Raw genomic sequence first — 2670 nt, forward strand, 5'->3', positions numbered from 1 at the left:
CTGCAAGCTTAGTTTACAGCCGGAAAAACAGGAACCTCTCTGCAATCCCTCCCGGCAACTGTTTTTCTTTTCAACTGTAAACGTCGCTTGCTGATCGCACTTTTTTCAAAGGGCGCATTTTTTTACTAGCATAAGTCATAGTGGTGAACGGAAACTGTGGAAATTTGAACAGGACTCAGACAACATCCCATTGACTAATAACCTAGCTGAGAGACAAATCAGGCATTATGTGGTATACCGTAAAAACTCCTACTTTACTCAATCAGAACGGGATAACAGATTTTTGGAACGGATCATCTCTTTATATCTAACTTGGAAACAACAAAAGTTAAATCCTTACACGCAACTCCAAATTTTAATCGCTTAAAAACCATAGACTTGAACAGATACTTTTTTACTTGATTTTTAATAAAAAATTTTTAATATTGTAAAACATCATTATTAATTAATACGTCACTTTATACATTCTTTATTTTTATTAAAAAAACTATCATGAAAAAATATTTTGTCTTTTTACCGCTTATCTCATCCTGTAATGGCTTAAGTAAGTCTAGTACAAGTTATGTCGGCAATAGGCCACAGCAAAATGCTGAGAAGCCAAAGCTCCTATTAAGCTGTTCTGCTATAAAGAAATTATTACCTGATACACTGCTCAAATTTACAGAGAATAAAACATCTGATATTCAGCTTTATATTAACAATTATCATGAGCTCAAATGTCATATAGAACATAAATATAGAGAACTTTTTCCTACTCATGCCTTAAAATATCAAGCTTATCGTGCTTGGTTCCTTCATAGTAGGCAATTTCTTACTGCATTAGACTTGTATGCTGCAGTATGTACCGACAATAGAGACTTAGTCCGATTATTCTTGAAAAATGGAGTTGATGTGAATTTAACTTGTCAAGGCACAACTCCTCTATATGTAGCTTTAAAGCATGGAGATATAGACATAGTTGAGCAATTATTAGCCAAAGGCGCTAATCCAAATAGCCTAGCTTTTGTTGAAACTTCTTTGTATTTAGCTTCAAAGCATGGACATTTTCACATCGCTAAGCTATTATTAGATCATGGCGCTAATCCAAATCTAGAAAATGTAGAAAATAAAAGTGGCTACACTGCTTTGCATTTAGCGGTACTCAATCGAGATTTAGGAATGGTTATGCTATTATTAGATCATGGCGCTAATAAAGATGCACAAGATAAAAAGGGCTACACTGCTTTGCATTTAGCAGTACGCAATAGACATTTACCAATGGTTCAGCTATTATTAAAGTATGGCGCTGATCCAAATAGAATAGGTAATGGTACAACTCCTTTGCATGTAGCGGCAGAGGATGGACTATTAAAAATATTTCAGCTATTATTATCCAAAGTCGCTAATCCAAATGTAGAAGATAAAAGGGGCAACACTGCTCTACATTTAGCAGTACAGCATGGACGTGTAGAAATAGCTAAGCTATTATTATCCAAAGTCGCTAATCCAAATGTAGAAAATAAAAGTGGCTACCCTGTTGTGTATTTTGCTGTAAAGCGTGGAGATTTAGAAATGCTTGAGCTATTATTAGCCAAAGGCGTTGATCCAAACAGACTAGTTCTTTATTTCCCTCTTTTGGCTGAAGCTGCAATCAGTAAATGTAGAAATAAACGTTTAGCCATGGTTCAGCTATTATTAACTTATGGCGCTGATCCAAATCTAAAATTTGGTGGTCGGACTATTTTAAATTTAGTCGCAGAGTATGGAAATCCTGATATGGTTCAGCTATTATTAAAGTATGACGCTGATATAAATGCAAAAGATTGCGTAGGTTGCACTCCTTTGCATTTTGCTTCAAGCACTGATGATTTAGAAATAGTTCAGTTATTATTAGCTAAAGGCGCTGAGATATATGCACAAGATAAAAAAGGCTACACTCCTCTACATGTAGCGGCAAAGCGTGGATTTTTAAACATAGTTCAGCTATTATTAGCTAAAGGCGCTAAGATATATGCACAAGATAAAGAAGGCAACACTGCTCTACATTTAGCTTCAGAGTATGGACATATAGACATAGTTAAACTATTATTAGCCAAAGGCGCTAATCCAAATGCACAAGATAACAACCGCCACACCCCTTTGCATTGTGCTTCAAGCAGTAGTCATGTAAACATAGTTGAGCTATTATTAGAGTATCGCGCTAATCCCAATGCACAAAATCAAAATGGCCGCACTCCTTTGCATTTTGTTTCAAGACATGGACGTTTAGACATAGTTCAGCTATTATTAGATCATCGCGCTAATCCAAATGCACAAGATAACAACGACCAAACCCCTTTGCATCTAGAAGGAGCTTATGGACATTCAAATACATTTAATCTATTATTAAAGTATGGCGCTAATAAAGATGTAAAAGATAAAGAAGGCAAAACTCCTTTTTTGCGTTAACGGGCTTTTATCAAAACTCTAAGCCTAAGGTATCTTATATATTAAAAGATATCTCTAACGTAGATACCAGTTTAGGTAGTATATCCAATAGCGAGTCTAGATTAGCTACAAAGTGCCAATTAGCATTATAGCTATTTTAAGTATCTATTCACGCCATTGGCCAATAAAGTTATTTTAACACACTTTTTTCTTGATGAAAAGTTTCCGTTCACCCAATGGCGTTAACTTAAGGGATATATTTAA

General features: G+C 35.2%; 1 protein-coding gene and 1 pseudogene. Both read left to right on the forward strand.

Annotation, left to right across the window (positions count from 1 at the left end):
- Positions 1–145 precede the first annotated feature (145 nt).
- Positions 146–367: pseudogene (locus MUW73_RS03055) on the forward strand (IS66 family transposase); the annotation flags it as partial.
- A 125-nt stretch (positions 368–492) separates the two neighbouring features.
- The gene (locus MUW73_RS03060) at positions 493–2427 is read left to right on the forward strand and encodes an ankyrin repeat domain-containing protein (protein WP_243018579.1); all 1935 of its coding nucleotides are present in this window, start codon (positions 493–495) and stop codon (positions 2425–2427) included.
- Positions 2428–2670: the final 243 nt, after the last annotated feature.

The sequence above is a fragment of the Candidatus Cardinium sp. cByotN1 genome, assembly GCF_022810525.1.
GTDB lineage: Bacteria > Bacteroidota > Bacteroidia > Cytophagales > Amoebophilaceae > Cardinium.

Coding starts and splice junctions, on each gene's coding strand:
- MUW73_RS03060 (WP_243018579.1), top strand. CDS start 493: ATGAAAAAATATTTTGTCTTTTTACCGCTTATCTCATCCTGTAATGGC.